This is a genomic window from Bacteroidota bacterium (assembly GCA_016706255.1).
GTDB lineage: Bacteria > Bacteroidota > Bacteroidia > Chitinophagales > BACL12 > UBA7236.
The window spans coordinates 150,344-169,562 of the sequence record JADJJZ010000001.1; the positions used below are offsets into that span (position 1 = coordinate 150,344).

Annotated in this window: 18 protein-coding genes and 1 tRNA gene; 10 read left to right on the forward strand and 9 right to left on the reverse strand. The window is 37.0% G+C overall.

Annotated features, from left to right (window positions below):
* Positions 1–44 precede the first annotated feature (44 nt).
* Together IPI65_00645 and IPI65_00650 are read right to left on the reverse strand one after the other, a co-directional pair.
* Complete coding sequence (locus tag IPI65_00645) at positions 45–1,508, reverse strand: hypothetical protein (protein ID MBK7440069.1); 1,464 nt, start codon at positions 1,506–1,508, stop codon at positions 45–47.
* 104 nt (positions 1,509–1,612) lie between these two features.
* On the reverse strand, positions 1,613–2,791 hold the full coding sequence (locus IPI65_00650; GenBank protein MBK7440070.1) for an acyl-CoA dehydrogenase family protein: 1,179 nt from the start codon (positions 2,789–2,791) through the stop codon (positions 1,613–1,615).
* A 238-nt stretch (positions 2,792–3,029) separates the two neighbouring features.
* Between IPI65_00650 and IPI65_00655 the strand changes: the two genes are divergently transcribed.
* A complete protein-coding gene (locus tag IPI65_00655; protein ID MBK7440071.1) occupies positions 3,030–3,398 on the forward strand; it encodes a dihydroneopterin aldolase in 369 nt (122 codons plus the stop codon).
* 37 nt (positions 3,399–3,435) lie between these two features.
* Positions 3,436–3,506 (forward strand) — tRNA-Cys (locus tag IPI65_00660).
* Between the two features lie 71 nt (positions 3,507–3,577).
* Here IPI65_00660 and IPI65_00665 read toward each other — a convergent pair.
* The gene (locus tag IPI65_00665) at positions 3,578–4,198 is read right to left on the reverse strand and encodes a hypothetical protein (protein MBK7440072.1); all 621 of its coding nucleotides are present in this window, start codon (positions 4,196–4,198) and stop codon (positions 3,578–3,580) included.
* Between the two features lie 95 nt (positions 4,199–4,293).
* On the opposite strand from IPI65_00665, the gene mqnB reads away from it, so the two are divergent.
* Positions 4,294–4,971 carry a futalosine hydrolase gene (gene mqnB / locus IPI65_00670; GenBank protein ID MBK7440073.1) on the forward strand — a complete coding sequence of 226 codons (678 nt, stop codon included), beginning with the start codon at positions 4,294–4,296 and terminating at the stop codon, positions 4,969–4,971.
* Positions 4,968–5,798 (forward strand): 1,4-dihydroxy-6-naphthoate synthase, encoded by an 831-nt coding sequence (locus tag IPI65_00675; protein MBK7440074.1) that lies wholly within the window; start codon positions 4,968–4,970, stop codon positions 5,796–5,798. Before mqnB ends, IPI65_00675 begins: the two co-directional genes overlap by 4 nt.
* A 1-nt stretch (position 5,799) precedes the next feature.
* Here the strand turns inward: IPI65_00675 and IPI65_00680 are convergent, their stop codons facing one another.
* A complete protein-coding gene (locus IPI65_00680) occupies positions 5,800–6,408 on the reverse strand; it encodes a class II aldolase/adducin family protein (GenBank protein MBK7440075.1) in 609 nt (202 codons plus the stop codon).
* 153 nt (positions 6,409–6,561) lie between these two features.
* Between IPI65_00680 and IPI65_00685 the strand changes: the two genes are divergently transcribed.
* Positions 6,562–6,864, forward strand: a complete 303-nt coding sequence (locus IPI65_00685; protein ID MBK7440076.1) for a hypothetical protein — start codon at positions 6,562–6,564, stop codon at positions 6,862–6,864.
* Here the strand turns inward: IPI65_00685 and mtnA are convergent, their stop codons facing one another.
* Positions 6,865–7,968, reverse strand: coding sequence for an S-methyl-5-thioribose-1-phosphate isomerase (gene mtnA / locus IPI65_00690; GenBank protein ID MBK7440077.1), 1,104 nt, complete (start codon positions 7,966–7,968; stop codon positions 6,865–6,867).
* Between the two features lie 2 nt (positions 7,969–7,970).
* On the opposite strand from mtnA, the gene IPI65_00695 reads away from it, so the two are divergent.
* Complete coding sequence (locus tag IPI65_00695; GenBank protein MBK7440078.1) at positions 7,971–8,936, forward strand: hypothetical protein; 966 nt, start codon at positions 7,971–7,973, stop codon at positions 8,934–8,936.
* Between the two features lie 60 nt (positions 8,937–8,996).
* Positions 8,997–9,500, forward strand: coding sequence for an OmpH family outer membrane protein (locus IPI65_00700; GenBank protein MBK7440079.1), 504 nt, complete (start codon positions 8,997–8,999; stop codon positions 9,498–9,500).
* 37 nt (positions 9,501–9,537) lie between these two features.
* On the opposite strand, the gene IPI65_00705 is transcribed toward IPI65_00700, so the two are convergent.
* From IPI65_00705 to IPI65_00715, 3 genes are all read right to left on the reverse strand, one after another.
* The gene (locus tag IPI65_00705; protein MBK7440080.1) at positions 9,538–10,950 is read right to left on the reverse strand and encodes a T9SS type A sorting domain-containing protein; all 1,413 of its coding nucleotides are present in this window, start codon (positions 10,948–10,950) and stop codon (positions 9,538–9,540) included.
* A 17-nt stretch (positions 10,951–10,967) separates the two neighbouring features.
* Complete coding sequence (locus IPI65_00710; GenBank protein ID MBK7440081.1) at positions 10,968–13,421, reverse strand: carbohydrate binding family 9 domain-containing protein; 2,454 nt, start codon at positions 13,419–13,421, stop codon at positions 10,968–10,970.
* Positions 13,422–13,559: 138 nt separating this feature from the next.
* A complete protein-coding gene (locus IPI65_00715) occupies positions 13,560–14,519 on the reverse strand; it encodes an alpha/beta hydrolase (protein MBK7440082.1) in 960 nt (319 codons plus the stop codon).
* A 139-nt stretch (positions 14,520–14,658) separates the two neighbouring features.
* Here IPI65_00715 and IPI65_00720 point away from each other — a divergent pair, with 139 nt between their 5' ends.
* The 3 genes from IPI65_00720 to IPI65_00730 all read left to right on the forward strand — a co-directional run bounded on the left by IPI65_00720 (position 14,659) and on the right by IPI65_00730 (position 18,640).
* On the forward strand, positions 14,659–16,245 hold the full coding sequence (locus IPI65_00720; protein MBK7440083.1) for a hypothetical protein: 1,587 nt from the start codon (positions 14,659–14,661) through the stop codon (positions 16,243–16,245).
* Between the two features lie 61 nt (positions 16,246–16,306).
* A complete protein-coding gene (locus IPI65_00725; GenBank protein ID MBK7440084.1) occupies positions 16,307–17,155 on the forward strand; it encodes a PIG-L family deacetylase in 849 nt (282 codons plus the stop codon).
* Between the two features lie 45 nt (positions 17,156–17,200).
* Positions 17,201–18,640 carry an MFS transporter gene (locus IPI65_00730; GenBank protein ID MBK7440085.1) on the forward strand — a complete coding sequence of 480 codons (1,440 nt, stop codon included), beginning with the start codon at positions 17,201–17,203 and terminating at the stop codon, positions 18,638–18,640.
* A 9-nt stretch (positions 18,641–18,649) separates the two neighbouring features.
* Here the strand turns inward: IPI65_00730 and purE are convergent, their stop codons facing one another.
* On the reverse strand, positions 18,650–19,201 hold the full coding sequence (purE, locus tag IPI65_00735) for a 5-(carboxyamino)imidazole ribonucleotide mutase (protein ID MBK7440086.1): 552 nt from the start codon (positions 19,199–19,201) through the stop codon (positions 18,650–18,652).
* Between the last annotated feature and the right edge of the window lie 18 nt (positions 19,202–19,219).

The window sequence follows — 19,219 nt, forward strand, 5'->3', positions numbered from 1 at the left end:
ATAATAAATATGAAACGGCAAATATGAAGGAAGAAAAAAATAATTTAATGTAACGTGCGATACACTTTAAAATCATTATTTTGGTAAATTAGTTCCAATGTATTGATTTCATTTTCAATATAAGTGGCAATACCTCTGTTGTAATCTGCAGTATGCTGAATGATATATTGAATTGGATATATTTCAATATTTTGTTTTATGTCTTCTACATCATGGCCATCCGGATAAGGGATAGCCATTTTTTCAGTAAACAATGCAATAGTTCGAGCCCGCTGACACATAATCAAATCAGTTGATGGAATTTGTTCATTAATAAAATTAAAAAGCCCAATTGCAGTTGCATTATCTGTTCGATTTTGATGGTAAGATTCTGTTTTTACAGCATAAAATCGAATAAAAATAACCGCTAGTAACATTCCTAATCCGGCTACCACTACAGAGCGCATTTTTTCAATTTTTATGGCTGAGATACCTGCTGCCAAATAAAAGAGGTATAAGGGCACAACTGGTAAAATATAACGTAATATCTGAAACCCAGGGAAGGTAAATACTACAAATAAATATAAAATAGCAAATATTTCATAGATATGAAATTTTCGGGCGCGAAAAATACCATATCCAAACAGTAATAATCCAATACCGGAAATTAAGAAGCTTAATAAAATCCAAATATTTGAAAAACTAACATCATCACCAGTATTAATTAAATAAACCAGAGAACCACAATTTTCATATACCCGATAAAAAATATCTTTTACAGATTGAAGTATAGGAACGCCACTGTAACCACCGGCCACCATTTCAAGATAATTAGAATCTATTGGCAGCAACATCCGTTGTAAAATAATGGGAAGTATTGTTGTAGCGGATAATAATAAACCATATTTAAAATTAATTTTCTTAAAGCGATAGGCATAAATTAATACAGCAGGAAATAAAATTAAATCAACAGGGCGAAATGCATAATTCAGAAATAACAATAACCCGCCAATTAATGCAATTTTTATATGATTGAAGTGCTCCTTTTTTTCGAAGTACCATACGGTAGCTAATAGCACAGCCAAGGCCGGAAAATCGGCAATAATATAATCGCGCAATACCCAGATACCGGAACTAAAACCGATAAACGCCACGCACATTATTGCTGCAATGGAATTAATACGTAAACGCAACCATAAATACATAAATAGCAGGGCGACAATAAAGCTACCTAATACCACAAATTGTAATACCTGTAAATCAATTCCCCAAACGGCTACAAAAGGGGTTAGTAAAACGGGGAAACCGGGCGGATACGAAGCCGGTGAGTAAGTAAATGCATCAGGATTATAAATGTAGGAAGTTTGACTATATGGAATGCCGCTGGCAATATTATTTGCATGCATTACATATAAAGCAAAATCATCGCTCCAGCTTTGGCCGGGAATTTGAGTAAATATACCATGTACGATAATTAGTATAAATAAGATACTAAGCACTAAAAATTCTCTGCGCGATGTTAAATGCATGGAGTTAAATGTTTCCTAAAAATAAAAAAAAATTGCCATTACTTATAGTAACGGCAATTGAAGTATTCCTGAACTGAACAGATAAAATTACCTGTACAAATTATTTATTTAAATGCATCTATTCCGGTAACATCAGCGCCGGTAATGAGTAAATGGATATCATGTGTTCCTTCATAAGTAACAACACTTTCCAGATTCATCATGTGACGCATAATGGAATATTCGCCGGTAATACCCATACCACCAAGCATTTGACGTGCTTCACGTGCTACATCTAATGCCATAGCAACGTTGTTACGTTTCGCCATCGAAATTTGTGCAGCTGTTGCTTTATTTTCATTTTTTAATACCCCTAATCGCCAAACCAATAATTGTGCTTTGGTAATTTCGGTAATCATTTCAGCTAATTTTTTTTGTTGCAACTGGAAACCGGCAATTGGTTTGCCAAATTGTTTACGTTGTTTGGTATAACGTAATGCTGTGTCGTAACAATCCATAGCCGCTCCTAATGCACCCCAGCTAATTCCGTAACGCGCAGTAGATAAACAGCTTAAAGGTCCACGTAATCCTTTTATTTCTGGAAAAATATTTTCTTTTGGCACTTTCACATTATCAAAAACCAGTTCACCTGTTGCACTGGCTCTTAAACTCCATTTGCCATGCGTTTCAGGCGTTGTAAATCCTTCCATTCCGCGTTCAACAATTAAACCGCGAATTTTTCCTTCTTCATCTTTTGCCCAAACCACTGCAATGTCAGCAAAGGGTGAATTACTAATCCACATTTTTGCGCCGTTCAATAAATAATGATCGCCTTTATCTTTAATATTAGTAATCATACTTCCCGGATCTGAACCATGGTCGGGCTCTGTTAATCCGAAGCAGCCAATCATTTCTCCACTACCTAATTTTGGTAAATATTTTTTGCGTTGTGCTTCACTGCCGAAAGTATAAATCGGATACATCACTAAACTTCCTTGCACACTCACTAATGAGCGAATACCGCTATCGCCTCTTTCTATTTCCTGCATAATTAATCCGTAGGCAATATTATCGAGTCCGCCGCCGCCGTATTCAACCGGTATTGTCGGGCCAAAAGCGCCAATTTCTGCCAACCCTTTAATCAGGTGTTTCGGAGTTTCTGCTTTTTGTGCATATTCTTCAATAATGGGAGAAATTTCCTGCTTTACAAATTGACGAACAGTATCGCGAATCAACTTGTGCTCGGTTGTAAGCAGGTCGTCTAACTGAAAATAATCTACTCCTTCAAAAAGATCGTTTGGCATATCGTTAGGTTTAATTTTTGCGCAAAGTTAAGGCTTTTGGATGAAGTGAAAATTTGTAATTAAATATTCATCATCTTACAAACTTGAAAAACGCCGCCAATTGTGCTTTTGTAGGCAGAACTACATGGTAGCCGAATTGTTCATCTCCCCCATAAAAATACATACTTTCAATTTTTTCAGGAAGTATTGAAAATAGGTAAAATTCATATGTGAACACCTATTTTTGTGAAAAAAACTGATGGCAAAAATTATTTTGGAGGGGATGTTATTTAAGAGTTATATCGGGGTTCACGATTTTGAACAGGCACATGGTAATCGTTTTGAAGTGTTGCTGGAGGTAGATAGTAATGCAATAACGAGCAAAAATGATAGTATTAACGCTACCATTGATTACAGTAAACTATACCGAATTTGTGCTGATGTAATGCAGGAGCGCCATCATATTATTGAAACAGCTGCAGAACATATTATTGACCACGTAAGAAATTTAATTGGTGCTGATGGAAGCATTTTAGTCCGCATTTGTAAAATCAATCCTCCCCTTGGTGGCGATGTAAAAAAGGTTTGTATAGAAATAAAAAATGCCGGGAACGAAAATATAAATTAGTGAGTTATGCAATAAGTTTATAAATTTGCGCCTCAATGGTCGGATGGCCGAGTGGCTAGGCAAGGCTCTGCAAAAGCTTCTACAGCGGTTCGAATCCGCTTCCGACCTCAACTCCGCATTATTTTAGTGCGGATTTTTTTTGCCCGAAAATCCTGATTTTAGGTAATTGCTTCCCTGAATTATTCTTTAGGTTTTATTTGTGCACCCTCAGGAACAGCAGCAGCATCGCGCACACAGCGGCACATCATTCCGTAATTTTTCGAAAAATAATTGGTGTAAACCAAAGGCAATTTCTGGCGAATAAAATAATATACCCAGGCTGTTGACGGACTATTTTCATCTGCAGTCCAATAGCTGGCCTGAACATCTGAATCACTATATCTTCCGTTTACATTTGGCGGATATCCGAATTTTATCAAAAATCCCAAACTGTCGCTAAATGCTAACGGGTAGCCGGCCTTTCTATCTCCCCCTAACCAACTAACCAGGGTATCCCATTCCGGTTTCGTAGGGAGATGCCAGCCGTTTGGGCATGCTACTTTTGCTTCATCCCAACTATACATTCTCCCAAATTCCTGACAATTCGACGATTTATTATCATAACACCAGCTATCACCTGTTTTATGGCGCAGGTTTTCACCCATCCAGGCAACGCCATTTATTTCAAAAGCCATATAGGTTTTACCGTCACGGCTGTCTTTAAAACTGAAAATGGTGTCTGCCTTTACGTTGATTGCCTCAGTCTGGCAAAAAACAGCACCGCATGTGAGTAAACAGAAAACAACGATCAACGATTTCATATTATGGGCTTATATCCCCAAAGTTCGTAAAAATTTTGGTGGGGTTTTTAAATGAATACTAATTCGGCGTAAATTTTTGCCCTTACCTTAGCAGCATGAAATTGCTTTTGACTGCCGCCACCCGAAATGAAATTGCACCATTATTGGGTGATGTGCACTGTGCAGTGGGTCAGATTGTGGAAGTAAACATGGAATCCGGAAAATCGATTTCCGTTTTAATTACCGGCGTTGGAAGTGCTGCCATGATATTTCAATTGACCCGTTTATTGGCTGTTACCCGCTACGATTTGGTAGTTCAGGCCGGGATTGCCGGTGCTTTTGACAGAAATCTTGAATTAGGCTCGGTAGTGCAGATTACTAGCGATCGCTTTGCGCAAACCGGCGCAGAGGATGGTGCAGAATTTATGGATATTTTTGAGATGGGTTTGGCTGATGCCAATACTTATCCTTTTAAAAATGGGTGGCTGCAACCGTTACCACCAAAAAACAGCAATCCACTCGCTATAAAACAGGTAAACGGTATTAGTGTTGAAACCGTACATGGACATGTTCCGCATATTGAACGCATTATTGAAAAATATCATCCTGAAATAGAAAGTATGGAAGGTGCATCATTTTTTTATACCTGCATGCAAATGCATATCGACTGTTTGCAAATTCGTTCCATTTCTAATTATGTAGAAAAAAGAAATAAATTGAACTGGAATATTCCGCTCGCTGTTGAACAACTTAACAAACACCTTAAAGACCTTCTTAACGACATTATTTCATGAAATTAACTTTAGCTTATTCGCCCTGCCCTAACGATACCTTTATTTTTGATGCATTAGCACACCAAAAAATTGATACGGAAGGATTAACATTTGAAATTATTCATGATGATGTTGAATCGTTAAACAGAAATGCACTGGAAGGCAATTATGATATTACAAAATTAAGTTATCATGCGTATGCTTATGTAAGTGCAAATTATCAGTTATTAACCGCAGGTTCCGCCTTGGGTCGTGGTTGTGGGCCGTTAATGATTTCGAAAGATGATATTCCACGTTCGAAAATTGAATTTTGTTTAATTGGCATTCCCGGTAAATTAACCACTGCTAATTTTTTATTGTCGATGGCATTTCCTGAAGCTGCCACAAAAAAGGAAATGGTATTTAATACGATTGAAGATGGCTTATTAAATGAAGCAATAGATATCGGATTAATTATACATGAAAACCGATTTACTTATTTGCATAAAGGATTAAAAAAAATAATTGACCTTGGTGAATGGTGGGAACAAAAATATCAGTTACCCATTCCTTTAGGTGGTATTGTTACACGTCGTGATTTTGATCAGGACTTAAAATCAAAAATAAACCGCGTGCTGAAACGCAGTGTGGAGTATGCTTTGGCGAATCCTGCACAAACAATGGATTACGTACGCGCACATGCTCAGGAAATGGAAGAAGCTGTAATGCAACAACATATTCATTTATATGTAAACGATTTTAGTGTTGATTTAGGTGAAGAAGGCAAAGCTGCTATTGAAGCCTTGTATGCCGTTGCCGGAGATAAAAAAATAATTCCGAATATGTATTATCCCATTTTTGTGGAATAAATTAAATTAACGCTGCATAATATTGCATTAAGGTATTATAAGCAACATCTAAATTTTCACCAAACGTAAAAATACCTTCTGCATGCCCTGCTGTAATGATAAGTTTTTGCGCCTGTTGCGTTAAAATTTCACCAACCATATTTTCCATTGCTGCTGCCATTTCTACTGTTCCGTAGGCAATATCTTCAGGTATAGTAGCTTCAATATTTTTGAGTTTTTCCCAAAGGGCAAGATGATGCACATGAATTACTGCATTAATTTCGGCATCTGCAGCATAAATTGCCGCATGTGTCATAGCCTCTGATGAGGCAGCAACGGGACCTGCACAATACAAGGAATTTGTTTTACGATCAACAATATTCACCTGACTAAAATGCATATCATTAGCAATTTTAATTTGGCCGGTTTGCGTTCCGGATATGATGAAAACGTTACCTGACACCCGACTGCTGATATTGCCAAACCCAATTTGATAAGGATAAACACCTATTAAACCTAGTTCAACTAATTTATTGCGGTAAGTAAGTAATCCTTCAGGTAATACAAGTGGCTCAGTTGTTTCGAGCCAATTCATTTTATATTTTACATAGCCATCGTCGTGGGTATTCATGATGCAAATGTATCGGATTTAATTCATCCTTGTTTTTAGGTGCTTTAGGTTAATAATTGGTTTGCCTGACGAAAAAATGACCACGCAACATACCCTTGATGTGGTTTTTAGCGTTAGAATTGGTAGATTTGTAAACATAATCAGATGCCGGCTATGAAAAATAAAATCCTGACAATCGTTGTTATCATTGTGATGGTAATTGGTTGTAACACCGTGGCTGCTCCGGATGGCATTGATACTACACACGGAATATTGAAAGATTATACCGGGTTGGATGGTTGTGGATGGGTGATTGAACTGGCAGATGGCACTAAACTCGAGCCAACCAATTTAAATGAATTTGAACTTACTCCTACGGATGGTTTACCAATTGATTTTACTTACACCCAATTTGAAGGCGGCAGCATTTGCATGGTTGGCCAGGTAGTTAAAATTGATATGATAATTTCACGCTAATTACTTTCCTGGAAACAAATCGATTATGCCTACTTCAGTTGCGGGACAAAGGCCACGTTCAGTAATCAATCCGGTTACATATTTGGAAGGTGTGATATCAAAAGCATAATTAATTGCCGGTGTAGATTCGGGAGCAATGAGCACATTTTTTATTTTTCCTTCACTTAATCCCTGCACATATTTTACTTCATCCGGATTTCTGGTTTCAATAATTAATTCTTTAAATGCATTGCGCATAGAAAAATCGATACTGGAAGATGGTGCTGCAACATAAAACGGAATTTGATTATCGAAAGCAGCAAGCGCCTTTAAATAAGTACCGATTTTATTTGCAACATCACCGGTTCGTGATGTGCGGTCGGTGCCAACTAATACAATATCCACCATATTATTTTGTAATAAATGGCCGGCAGTATTATCTGCAATTAACGTATGCGGAATATTATTTTCCACAAATTCCCATGCAGTAAGTTGTGCGCCCTGATTGCGGGGACGTGTTTCGCTTACGTAAACGTGTACAGGAATACCTAATTCTGCAGCTTTATAAATTGGCGCTGTTGCAGTACCGCGGTCAACTGTGGCCAGCCAGCCTGCATTACAATGTGTTAGAATATTTACCGGTGCGCCATTTTTATTAGCTGCAATATTTTTTAATAATTCAACACCATGTTCACCAATTTCAGTATTGGTTTTGATATCATCTTGTGTAATCCATTGAGCTCTTGTTTTAGCATACCATTTTGATTCAATAATAGAATCGTTGCCGGTAATTGCTTTCAACATTTCATCTAATGCCCATTTTAAATTAACTGCTGTTGGTCTGGTTTTAAGCAGACGGCCATAACATTCTTCAAAAAAGAAATCGCGCGCACAACTTGCGGGCACTTCAACAGTTGCAAGATACATTCCCCATGCTGCAGCGGCACCAATAAGCGGTGCACCTCTAACCCACATATCTTTTATGGCTATACAAACATCATCAACAGTTTTTAAATCGGCAATAACAAATTGATGCGGAAGCCAGCGCTGGTCAATAATTTGCACGATATTTTCGTTATCGGGATGTAACCAGATTGTTTGATAATGTTTACCTTTAATGTTCATTTATGTTGAAGCTACCGCAGTATTTTTTAGTTATTCTGATATTATTTTGTTTCGGGGCGAAATCTATTTACGGACAAAGTTCGGATATTTATTTGTTTATTGACTCCACCACAATTATCGGTAAAATTTCTGATAATCAGCTATTTACATCTGAAACAAGCGTTGCTTATACTATGCGTGGCAATACTATTTATACCGGTGACACCACAACAACCCAGCAAATATTATTTTTAGTAAATGCGAAAGATATTTTAAGCAAAAAAACCGGTTTAGTTTACCAAAGCGATTCAAAAACGATTCAATACATAACCCGAAATGCTACCTTTTTTCTTGGTGATCATCCAATAGATGAAAATTTAGAAAAATTACTTTGGATGGAACCTCAAAATGATAGCGTAATTCTAGTATACAGCGGTCCGGAGGGGAAAAACATTGGGTTTATCAGCGGAAAGTTTACTGAACAGGTGCAAATAGTTGCTGCTGCTCATATGTATATCAAACATTATCATTTAGATGATCAGGTAAATGCACAGATGGCGGCTTTGTATGATACCAATTTGGGTAGTGGGATGGCCTATATCAGGCTGGCAAATGAATATGCACCTTATTTTGAGTGGGTTTGGGATGGCAAGATATTAAAACCGGCCTGGGGTTACCGCCCGGAGGATGAATGGTCATTTGATGGTAAATATTTGAAGTCGGTGTGGTCGGCTGACCCGCAATCGGAATGGGTTTGGGATGGCAGTATACTTAAACCATTTTGGGAATCGGGAGTAGAAAATCAGTGGGTTTGGAAAGATGGCAATTTGAAGCCCTTTTGGGACTCAAACCCTGATTTGATGTGGATTCTGGACGGCGACATTATGCGTCCGATGTGGTCGTTTGACCCTGCAAGACAATGGCAGGTAGAAGGCGCATTTCCCTTGCCGCTGATCGCTTTTGTAGTGTTAGGTAAGGCAGACCGCTGATTTGGCGGTACCACCCATTTACTTATCTTTGCGCTTCATCTTAAAATTTAATCAGTATTTATGAAACATTTAAAATTGTTGTTATTTACAATACTTGTTACAACAGCAGTATTCGCGCAGGCTCAGGGCAAAATTGCATATATAAATTCTCAGGAATTGTTAGTATTACTTCCGGAATATAAAGACGCTAATACACAACTTTCAGGTTATGCAAAAGAATTTGAAACACAATACCAGGTTTATGCTGCTGAATATCAAAAACTGGTTAATGAAATTCAGGGTGACCCAACTTTAAGTGAAGTGGCGCGTGAAGCGAAAATCCAGGATGCTTTGATGTTAGAACAACGTATACAACAATACGAACAAGAGATAAACGATAAAATTGAAGCTAAAAAAGCAGAATTATTTAAACCTATAATTACATCGGTTACTGAAACAATTAAAACCGTTGCGAAAGAAAATGGTTATACTTATGTGATTGATAATTCGCTTGCTATTTTAATTTTGGCACCGGAAGGAGATGATATTTTACCTTTAGTGAAAAAGAAATTGAATATTTTATAATTAAGTATTTATATTGTTTAATAGCCGGTTGGTATTTTTACTGACCGGCTATTATTTTTTTAGTAATTATGTTATCTGTTGTAACGATAGTTATCATATAAACTGATAAGGGTAAATCAATGTTTAATTGAACATTTTTACTATTCATACCATCTTGCCCCAATAAAAAATTACCCGCTAAACTTTGAATGCGAATGGATTGAATATTTTCATTTGAAGTTAGGTTTAAAATATTTGCAGCCGGTTGAGGGAAAATTTGCACATTATTGTTACTTATTGTATTTTTTACAATATCTCCTGTTTCAAACATATCATATACTAAAGTAAACATGAGTGTTCCAAATTGTGTAGAAAATCCGGCTGCCAAAAAATGTGTATCGTCAATGCGTTTAATATCGTAACCTAAATCAGCACCGCCATTTTCGAAAAATTTGCGTTGTAAAATTTCGCCTGCTGCATCAATTAAAAAAAACACCATATCATTTTCAGTGGCCAATGGATTATATCCGAAACCGGTAACATAATACGTTGAATCGCTTGCTATTGCTATATCGTAGCCGGCTTCAATTCCTAAACCCGGAGTGCTGTTTATAAATAAAATATTTCCTAGTGTATCAGCTTCAGCAATCAATAAGTCGAATTGAGGGTCAATTACTCCTGCAACTTCGCCGGAAAAAACCAGGTTACCATTATTGTTCAATAACATCGATTTACATCCGCTATTTTCATCAATTCCAAAAGCCTGATTAAATACTATATTTTCTTCGCGTGTAACTCTGGCATAAAATGGATTGTAAACGGTTGCAGAAATTTCTTTATCGCCGCTGATAATTAAATCACCACTTGGCAATTCGATAAGGGACATGCCATACTCATTGGTGTTATCACCAAAAACAATTTCCTGTATAAAATCACCATCCTGATTATAAATTACCGTGAGTACATCGTTTCCGGAACCAATTGCACCTGTGACAAATCCGGTGACAGCAATATCACCGTTTTGCAATAAGGTAAGCCCATAAAAGTCTTCATTTGAAATACCGTTCCCATAAGATTTGAACCAGATTAAATTTCCTGCTGTATCGGTTTTCATAATAAAACCATTGGTGTTTCCGGTAAGTGTGTCCGTTTGATCGCCACAAACAATTGAATAAGTGTTATCAAAAAACACCATATTATTTACAAATTCATTGTGACCATCCCCATATAAATAAGCAAATTTAATATTGCCATTTTTATCAAGTTTTGTTAGAGCAATATCATCCGTATTATTTTCAAAATTGCGTGCTGTTCCTGCAAACCAGATATTTAAGGCATCATCAAATACAGCAGCACTTCCGCGGTTATTACCGGCCGGGTCGCCAAATTGCAGGCTGCTAAATGTTATTTGTGCCCAACAATTACCAAAACAAATAGTTAATAAAATGAATAACCCGTATTTATTTATCATACCTTTTCAAAGGTATATTATTTATTTTTCTTCAGGTATAAATAATCGAGATAGTAAAGGAGTTTGATTGAAAAGTTATTTCCAACCGGTGAATCAAAAACTGCATCCAGGTCATCAATATAATTTTCGGGTAATAATTGACCAAATTGATATATTGAGTTTTTCCAAACGATATTCAATTCACTTCCGGGTGCAAAAAACCAGGTGTAAACAAAATCGACATTAAAGGCATTAAAATTCACATCGTCGGTTGAGTTTCCTTTTTCGTTGAAACTGTTATAGGTTGTAGGCAATAAACTACCATCATCACCCAAATTAAAAAATTCGGAATATTCGGCGTAACTCCAGTAGTGGCGGGCGCGCAGACTAAAACTCATTTTTACATTCGGTGTATAGTTTACACTCAATAAACCTTCAAAAGTAACATTGTCGCGGATACCAAAAATGATTGAATCAGGTGTAGTGGTTACAAAACCAACATCATTAGGCCAGAAGAAACGACCGGCATAAGCAGATAATAAAATTTTATCATTCAATCTGAATCGTGGTCCAAAATCGATGTTGTGACGGTAACGTCCTTTTTCAGCGAATAAACGCAAATTGCTGCTGGCATCAAATGCAAAACGTTTACTGTAATCAGATGAAATCCAGCCACCGAAATTGTAATTTATAGGATAAGTATAATACCTGCCCGGTTCACGTGGTTCAAAATAATCGTATGTAACTACAGGTTCGGTATAAATCCATAAACCCATAAAAACGAAATTGCGGAAATTACCCCATGCATCAGCATTAATTGAAAAATTATGAAATACATCCGGATTTATTATCCTTGTATAATTGATATCGATAGTTAGATTAAGTTGATTTAAATGCCATAACGGGTCGTAAGTATGATAACTGGTATTCCCGAAAAAATTGAGCAAATTATTTATGGGCAGATATCCCAAATCGTTGTTATTATAGGTTTGGCCTGTATATTCATACCCTGCGGCAAAGCGACGTTTGCCACCTGATTTACCTGCAGATAAATAATGATAAACACCATTGTTTTCGGCAGATTCAACACCGGTGTATCGCTGACTGTAAGCGGCACCACCTTCTATTGCATAAATATTCGTTTTATTATTCAGTGAAAAATTTGCCGCGGTAACATTTGCATCTGCAAATCCACTTTCACGAATCACATTGGTATTTGTAAAAGTTACGTAGGAATTATTTTTCAAACTTTGATCAAAAACCAACACATTATAATTTGTTCTCGGACCGGTAATCGTTGTACTTTCATGTCCGGTTGAATCCTGAATTACGGCAACAGTTTCTCCTTCCACCGCATTAAATACACCAACCCCTAAACCGGTAGTGGTTCTCCCGGAGAGTTTAGCTGCATTTAATAATCTTGCCTGTGTTGGATTGCTGATAATTGTTGACGAAGGATCAGTGCCATATAATACATCATAAAATTTTTCAGGTGTAGATCCTACCCTTCTGGAATAAAATAATCCGCTTTTATTAAAGAGCTCTGTTCCTTCGGTAAAAAATTGTCGCTGCTCCACAAAATATGTTTCAAAAGGAGTAAGATTTAAAACCTGATTATCACTTTGCACCTGGCCAAAATCAGGAATCAAAGTCATATCTAATGTAAAGGCATCATTTAAACCATATTTTAAATCAGCCCCACCATTAAAACTCCAAGAATGTGAAGTTAGGTCAGCATCATTATCTCTAAACACATCATAATAAGTTGAAAAATATGGAGAAAGTGACAGGCGAACCGGTGCTTTTATATCTTTAATTCCGGTTAATAAACCACTTTGATTAACAAACCCTTGAATTTGCGGGTCAATTGGGTTCCAGGCACTTTTATCGCGGTTGCGTTTTACTTCGCGAACAAAATTGATGTACCAGGTTTGTTCTTCCTTGTTTGGAAAACGAATTGCGCTATAAGGAATTTTAATTTCTGCAACCCAGCCATCCTCAACAATTTTTGCTTCACTTACCCAAACAGCATCCCAGCTAAAGTCTTCACCATTATTACTACCCGGGTAAGTTTTTGCTTCACCTTGCACACCGGATGCAGTCACAAAAAATTCAACTCCGTTTACACCTTCCATATACGGGTCAAGAATAATTCCGATAAAATCTGCTGAACCAAATTCATCACGAGCAGCTAAATCTTTTTGAATACTGTCGGGCTGATTGTCATACATTTTTGCACCAATGTAAATTGCCGTATTATCATAAATTATTTTGAAGGAAGATTTAAATGCAGAAGGTGTATTCCAATTAAATTGAAACTGTATAAAATCGGTTGCTTCCTGTGCGTTTTGCCACTCAGGTTCATCTAAATTGCCATCGATGTGAATATTACCGGTGATGCGGGTTGCAGCCAGTTGTTTGCGCTGAATATCCTGAGCTTCCGATTGCAAAAAAGCGCAGATTGCAACAAGGGTAATAAGTGGTTTACGCATGCCTGATTGGTTGAAGATTACAATGGTATTTATTTTTTTTCGAAATATTACTAAATACCCTGTTAATTGATGTTAAATCGTATAAACAAAAAAAAAGAGCCTGCAAGTGCAGGCTCTTACAATTAATTGTAGCGGTAATTATTGAACAGTTGGTGTTCCGGTTAAGAAACCAAGTTTGATCAAAAATTCGTCTGATAATTTTAATGATTCTTTATAATATTTACCATCCTGAAATTTAACGCTGGTAAATCCGTGTTTCATTTTATCATAAGCATGTAATTCAGCAGTATTTCCGGCAGCCTGATAATCGGTACAAAATTGTTGCACATATTGGAAGCCTGAAATACGGTCAGCTTTACCATGAAAAATAATTGCAGGTGGCATACCGGATTTAATATTGGTTAAGGGATTGATAGCGCCGGCATGTGATTCACTGTCAGGTGCTTTTTCATCATCCTTAAACTTCACAATACGGAAATCGTGTTCCATTGAGTTTACAACAGGGTTTAATAATACCATTGCATTCGGTTTACAAGAAACAGCAGTATTATCGGTTGGGTCTTGCCAGTTACTGTCGTCCATAGCACATTCAATAGCCAGGAATCCACCTGCTGAGCCGCCACCAACAATAACTTTATTTGGATCGATATTTAGTTCCTCAGCATGTTCGCGCACATAACGCACTGCACTTTTGGCATCATAAATACAACTTAAAGCATTGCCTTTGTTGCGTGAAATTACGCGGTAATCGGCAGTAATGGCAACAATACCACGGCTTGCGAAATACTGGCAATGAGGTTCATATTGTGAAGGACTGCCGTGTAAAAAGGCGCCTCCGAAAAAGTATATGATAACTGCAGTAGGGTCTTGTTTTTTATGTTTTTCAGGGTAATATATGTTGAGATGCATTTCAACGGTATCGTTGATTTTTTTGTAAACCGGAGTTGCATCAGCCGTGCTTAAAACGGGCTCATAATTATTGGGATTTTCATCCTCATTTTGCATTTCAGCTAAGGATTTGTCCTTTTTTTCGAGCTTATCCTTGCAGGAAGCCAATAAAACAGTAGCAATTGCTGCACTGAGCAGTAGTTTTCGCATGTTGGTAAATTTTGGGCAAAGGTAAGAAGAATTTGAGCAGATTAGTGCTTAAAACGGCACCGTTTGCATTACTTTTAAAAAGTGTAAACCCCTATGGGTCAACTTATTGCCCTATATTTGGGCAAAATTTAAAATAACTATGAAAAACAAAATCACGACCATGATTACATGCTGTTTAATGACAGCGGGCGTATTTGCTCAAAACTTCGATTTAGACTGGGGAACGGCAACTGAGGCCGGAAGTAATTCCGCTTCTTACCTGCCGATAGGTTTTCACGGTGGATTCTTTTATACCGTTCAGTTTGAAAAAGGTGATGGCAATCTGATAAAAGTTGACACCAAAAATAATATCGTTATGCAAAAGGAGTTGGTGACTGCAGAAAAGAAATTCGAAACAGAAATGATGTTCAGCCGCGGTGAAAATATTATTTTTTTAAACACCGATTTTGAAAACAAAGAAAACAGATTATCTGTATTAGCAACTTCATTTAATTACACCGGTAAATTATTATCAGTAAAGCCGAAATCTTTAGTTTCAATCACCGTTGAAAAAAACAATGAAATAACTGATTTAAAATATAAATTATCACCGGATAGTTCGAAATTGCTCATCATAATGGATCACAATATGCCAAATAAAGAAAATGCAAGATTTACGGCATGTGTGGTTGGCACCAACGATTTGAAATTAATTTGGCAGGACACTTATGATGTAGAATATGATGATACTGATTTCTCTTTATTATCATGGGCTGTTGACAATAATGGAAATGCATTGGCATTAGCTGTAATTAGTGGTGGTGAAGGAAAAAGATTAATGCAATACAGCACCCGTATGTTTTCAATTGATGCTGCCTCTAAAAAAATTGTTGATCGTGAATTAAAAATTGATGGTAAATATATTTCAAGTGCACTCATCCGATTTGTTACCAATAATAATCTGATGATTACAGGCTTTTATAATGAATTAACAGATAAAGGTAAAAACGAAGGAATTGAAGGTGCATTTATGTGTATAACAGATGTACAAAATTTAGAAAATTTAGATTTACGTACGCATAAAATCGACGCAAAAACAAAAGCTGCAATCACCCCTTCAGGCGGTTGGGCTAAAATGATGGGTGGTTCTCAATTAAATGCATATAATATTCGCGATATCGGTATTCATGCTGATGGGAGTGGATATGTTATTGCTGAACAACAGTATATCACCTATTCTTCTTCTTCCAATTCTGAATCCAGAACTTTTAATTTTAATCATATTATCATTTATGCCTTTGACGCAAATCAGGAAATAACCTATATGGCATCAATCCCTAAATACCAGCGTACAACAATTACAGCGCCTAAGTTGAGTCTTGGAGGGGCAGTTTCAATAAGTGTAACTGTTTGGACAGGTTCATTAATTAGACAAGGTTATAAATACAATAGTTATATTTCATATGAGCAGGATGGCAAAATTTATATCATGTATAACGACCATCGCGATAACGGCGATGCGCGCACATTGGATGATGTAAAAGTGATGGCGAATAAAGACAAAGCGAATGCAGTAATTGTAACTGTTGACAGCGAAGGTAAGTGGGAAAAAGAAGCATTGTTTATTGGAAAAGATATTGATGTGATATTAGAAACCAGTAGTTCGATGCCTATTCCTAATGAAGGATTTATTATTTCCTGTGAACGCAAAAAAGACGTTCAATACGCTCGAATAAAAATTGAATAATACGTAACTTAACAATAAATACCCCAACAGCACGTTAAATTTGTTGTTGGGGTATTTTTTTATGAAAAGCTCGATACTCATATTAATAACCGTTTTAATTTACAGTTGTCGCTCTGAAAAACCGGATTACAACGCTATTAAAAATCTGCCCACCACTACCCTTCCGGAATGGAATATTACAGCCAATAATCCGCAAAAAGTATTACTCATATTTCCACATCCCGATGATGAAATAATTTGTGCCGGAACAGTTGCTAAAATGATGAACATGGGTTGGGAAGTTAGTTTGCTTACCCTTACACAAGGTGAATCGACCCAGGGTAAAAAAATACGTAAAGCAGAATGGATGTGTACACATACAATTTTGCCCTATCATTACATGTATATACATGATTTCTATAATAACCCGTGGGATAGCCTCCTCAACAATCAGTTGCAGTTTTGGGATGATCATCAGGACACCATATTATCGGTAATACGCAGTGCCATTGATTCGCTAAAGCCTGATATTTTAATCACTTATGATGATGAAATAGGTGGCTATGGGCATCAGGAGCATGAAATAACTGCCCAGTTGGTGCACGACTTATTCGAACGAGAAAAACAGAATCCCGCTTTTGCACCGCAATTACTGTATCAATTTACACTGCCGGATGCCTGGGAACAATTTGTTATTAGCAAGGTGGCTTCTTACCAACCGGCACTGGAACGCCAGCACTCCGCAGGTTTACCCGAACCTACTGTTGCTGTGGATATTATTGACCAATGGCCGGCGAAAGCAGCGGCTGCTGCCTGTTATAAATCGCAGAAAGATATTCTTAACAAATTTTATTTATTACCTCCAAATACAGACAGGACAAGGTTTTACGCAACTTTCAACAAGGAATATTTTATACTTTTCCAACGTTGACAGGGCTTTGTTCTATTTTTGCACTTCATTTCTGGCTAGGCCGTAATGCAAACAGAGAAATTACCCTTAAGGGGTCAACTTATATATGCTTCAGGAACGCTTGGTTGGAGCGTGGTAGTAAACCTCCTCGCTGGTATCATCATATATTTTTACCAACCGGTAGGTGATGACCAACTGAATAACCTTATTCCTAAAATAACCATTTTAGGCTTCATCAATGCACTAACACTGGTGGTTTTAAGTGCACGTTTAATTGATGCTTTAATTGACCCGTTAATTGCGCATTTAAGTGATAAAAGCGGACATAAACGTGGCCGAAGAATTCCATTTATGGCCTTCGCCTTATTACCCGTTTTAGTCACCGGTTTTTTATTATGGATGCCACTTACCCGAACTGAAAGTATGGGTAATATCTGGTGGCTAGCCGGAATTCAAATTTTATTTAATGTCGCTATTTCCTTTTATGTTATTCCGTATAACGCATTACTTCCTGAATTTGGATACAATAGTGAAGTAAAACTGCGCATTTCTACCTTTCAATCTATTGCATATACCATCGGTTTGGTTATTGCAAGTGCTTCAAATGCCTTACTCAACTTTTATCAGGATGTATTCCATATGGAAGATAAGTTCAGAGCTTATCAAGTTGCGATTTGGACCATTTTTGTAATCGGTTGGGTATTTTTATTAATTCCTGTTTTTCTGAAAGAAAAAAAATATATCATTCCAAATCCTGTAACTACCAGTATTAAAGATAATTTTAAAACGGTTTTAGGAAATAAAAATGTGTTGTTGTATTTAATTGCCGATTTCACTTATTTTATTTCATTAACCATTATCGGAACCGGTGCGTTATATTACGTGAAAGCCTTGCTACATCTGGAAGAGAAGCATGGCACCGGAATGGTTGCCACCACTGTAGGATTGGCAATGATATGGTCGCCAATTGTATATTTTCTTGCTAAACGTTTTTCTAAAAAAATAATGATTCTATCTTCATTATTTATGTTGTCACTGGTGTTTTCCTGTGTTCGGTATTTAGGTAATTTTGGTATGGGAAATGTATATGAAGCTTATTTATTTGCCGCAATATTATCTATTCCGTTTTCTGTTTTAGGCATTTTACCACCGGTAATTTTAGCTGAGCTCACACAGGCCGATGCGCATGAAACAAAAGAAAACCGAGAAGCAACCTTTTTTGCCATTCGCAGTTTGTTTATTCAGTTCGGGCAAACAATGGGGATAGTAATTTTTACAATTTTAATTGGGTTAGATGAAACCAAAGGATTAGGCAAATATCTTGCGGGTGTATTTAAAAATGTTCCTTTCGAGGAACTGGGCATTCGCTTATCGGGTGTATTTGGATTTGCCTTATGTTTGCTCGCTGCAATTATTTTCTCCTTCTTCAATGAGAAGAAATTGAAAAAAAGTATTGATGCTATGGAAGAAGAGCAATTGTCTGTTAAAGAAACCCCTGCTGAATAATTACTTCAGTTAAAAGTTTTTATATCCTTCTTTTTCTATTTTACCTGCCTTAGCGGTTACCGTTTCCTGCATGGATTTTTTATAGGCGATAATTTTATTTCTTACCGACACACTACTTAATCCCAATATTTCGGCGGCGAGTATACCGGCATTTTTAGCTGCATTAAGTGCAACAGTTGCAACAGGAACACCATTTGGCATCTGCAAAATAGATAAAATGGAATCCCATCCGTCTATTGAGTTACTCGATTTTATTGGAACACCAATTACAGGCAAAGGCGTAATTGAGGCTACCATTCCCGGTAAATGTGCTGCACCCCCGGCACCGGCTATTATAATTTTAATTCCCCTGTTATGAGCATTCGCAGCATAGTCGAACATACGCTGTGGCGTGCGGTGTGCCGAAACTACGGTAACTTCTACAGCTACCCCAAACTCTTCAAGTATAAGTGCTGCATCGCGCATTATTTTCAGGTCAGAATCGCTGCCCATAATAATACCTACTGCAGGTGCAATTTTTGCTTTTGCAGATTTGCCGGAATTGGATTTAGATTTAGCCATCAATGCAAAATTAACGAA

Bases quoted from the DNA above. Each gene is read 5' to 3' on its own strand.
- IPI65_00685 (MBK7440076.1), top strand. From the start codon at position 6,562: ATGAAAAATAAAATCCTGACAATCGTTGTTATCATTGTGATGGTAATT.
- mtnA (MBK7440077.1), bottom strand. From the start codon at position 7,968: ATGAACATTAAAGGTAAACATTATCAAACAATCTGGTTACATCCCGAT.
- IPI65_00715 (MBK7440082.1), bottom strand. From the start codon at position 14,519: ATGCGAAAACTACTGCTCAGTGCAGCAATTGCTACTGTTTTATTGGCT.
- purE (MBK7440086.1), bottom strand. From the start codon at position 19,201: ATGGCTAAATCTAAATCCAATTCCGGCAAATCTGCAAAAGCAAAAATT.
- IPI65_00720 (MBK7440083.1), top strand. From the start codon at position 14,659: ATGAAAAACAAAATCACGACCATGATTACATGCTGTTTAATGACAGCG.
- IPI65_00675 (MBK7440074.1), top strand. From the start codon at position 4,968: ATGAAATTAACTTTAGCTTATTCGCCCTGCCCTAACGATACCTTTATT.
- IPI65_00700 (MBK7440079.1), top strand. From the start codon at position 8,997: ATGAAACATTTAAAATTGTTGTTATTTACAATACTTGTTACAACAGCA.
- IPI65_00680 (MBK7440075.1), bottom strand. From the start codon at position 6,408: ATGAATACCCACGACGATGGCTATGTAAAATATAAAATGAATTGGCTC.
- IPI65_00650 (MBK7440070.1), bottom strand. From the start codon at position 2,791: ATGCCAAACGATCTTTTTGAAGGAGTAGATTATTTTCAGTTAGACGAC.
- IPI65_00730 (MBK7440085.1), top strand. From the start codon at position 17,201: ATGCAAACAGAGAAATTACCCTTAAGGGGTCAACTTATATATGCTTCA.
- IPI65_00695 (MBK7440078.1), top strand. From the start codon at position 7,971: ATGTTGAAGCTACCGCAGTATTTTTTAGTTATTCTGATATTATTTTGT.
- mqnB (MBK7440073.1), top strand. From the start codon at position 4,294: ATGAAATTGCTTTTGACTGCCGCCACCCGAAATGAAATTGCACCATTA.
- IPI65_00705 (MBK7440080.1), bottom strand. From the start codon at position 10,950: ATGATAAATAAATACGGGTTATTCATTTTATTAACTATTTGTTTTGGT.
- IPI65_00725 (MBK7440084.1), top strand. From the start codon at position 16,307: ATGAAAAGCTCGATACTCATATTAATAACCGTTTTAATTTACAGTTGT.
- IPI65_00710 (MBK7440081.1), bottom strand. From the start codon at position 13,421: ATGCGTAAACCACTTATTACCCTTGTTGCAATCTGCGCTTTTTTGCAA.
- IPI65_00665 (MBK7440072.1), bottom strand. From the start codon at position 4,198: ATGAAATCGTTGATCGTTGTTTTCTGTTTACTCACATGCGGTGCTGTT.
- IPI65_00645 (MBK7440069.1), bottom strand. From the start codon at position 1,508: ATGCATTTAACATCGCGCAGAGAATTTTTAGTGCTTAGTATCTTATTT.
- IPI65_00655 (MBK7440071.1), top strand. From the start codon at position 3,030: ATGGCAAAAATTATTTTGGAGGGGATGTTATTTAAGAGTTATATCGGG.